This is a genomic window from Mariniflexile soesokkakense (assembly GCF_039650365.1).
Lineage (GTDB): Bacteria > Bacteroidota > Bacteroidia > Flavobacteriales > Flavobacteriaceae > Mariniflexile > Mariniflexile soesokkakense.
The window spans coordinates 1-1,207 of the sequence record NZ_JAZHYP010000022.1 but is presented as its reverse complement, the minus strand read 5'-3'; the positions used below and the strand labels follow the sequence as shown (position 1 = coordinate 1,207).

At 35.5% G+C, this 1,207-nt stretch carries 1 protein-coding gene; it reads left to right on the top strand.

Going from position 1 to position 1,207, the window contains the following annotated elements; translation table 11 throughout:
* Nucleotides 1-210: 210 nt before the first annotated feature.
* Entirely contained in the window at nucleotides 211-1,176 is a 966-nt protein-coding gene (locus VP395_RS15770) for an IS110 family RNA-guided transposase (protein WP_346242989.1), read from the top strand.
* The last annotated feature ends 31 nt before the right edge of the window (nucleotides 1,177-1,207 follow it).

Sequence of the window (1,207 nt, the reverse complement as noted above, 5' to 3'; positions counted from 1 at the left end):
CTTAAGTTTGTCTTTTAGTTAAATTTGAATTAAATCAGAAAGAACAAAAGAGAGGATTAAGGTTAGTATACACGGTGAAGCTTCAGACTTCGGCAACATTGATAATCCCCTCTCTTTTCTACTTTAATTTCGTTCAGTTCTGTGAGACCTAGATCTCGATTTCAAGTTGTTGAAAGCAAAGTAGAATGTCCTTTCATAAATACAGTTCTTATGAATAAAAATACAGAATTTTTTGGAATAGACATCAGCAAAGATGTATTTGATGTTTTTAGTTTAGAGAATGGCCACCATCAGTTTACAAACAATGAAAAGGGATTTAAGCAATTCATTAAAAAACTATCAAAGGAAAGTTTGGTGGTTATGGAAGCTACAGGCTACTACCATTATTGTCTGGCCCAATATTTATATGATAAAGGCTATGCTGTTTCGGTAGTAAACCCTTTATCAGTAAAGCGCTTTATCCAAATGAAATTGTCGAAGGTAAAAACCGATAAAAGTGATGCCAAATCTATCTGTGAATATGCACGTAACAATGAAGTACCGCTTTATACGGCAAAAGACAAAAGTCAAGCGGAATGTTTGCAGTTACTTCGCTTGATGGATACTTATATAAAGCACCGTACCGCCATGAAGAATAAATTAGATGGGGAACAGGTTTTAGGGATACCTTCAAAAGCAGTGTATCGTTCATTAAGCAGAACAGTAAAGCATTTAAACAAAGAGCTGGCACTTCTGGAAGCCAGATTGATAGCCTTGGTAAAAGAAGAACAACAGGAACAATTAAGGCTTTTAAAAACCATTCCAGGCATAGGAGAAAAAGCGGCTATATTATTGGTTGTATTCACTGATGGCTTTTCAAAGTTTGAAAACTCGAAACAACTATGCTGCTATGCAGGTATTACACCCACTATAAGGCAATCGGGCAGCAGTGTAAGAGGACGAAGTAGAATAAGCAAAATAGGGAACAAGAAATTAAGGAATCAATTGTTTTTGAGCAGTTTTACAGCTTGTCAATACAACAAAGCCTGTAGAGAGTTGTTTGAGCGTATTGTGGCACAAGGGAAAAGTAAAAAGCTGGCTTTGTTGGCGGTGTGCAATAAACTGTTAAAACAGGCTTTTGCAATTGCTAAATCAGGAATGCCATATAATGAGAATTTTGTTTCAAAAATGGCTTAAAAAGATTTGTTTTTTAGCTCAGTTCTTTGTT

What these genes read in the sequence shown, in the direction of transcription:
- VP395_RS15770 (WP_346242989.1), top strand. Translation starts at nt 211, where the DNA reads ATGAATAAAAATACAGAATTTTTTGGAATAGACATCAGCAAAGATGTA.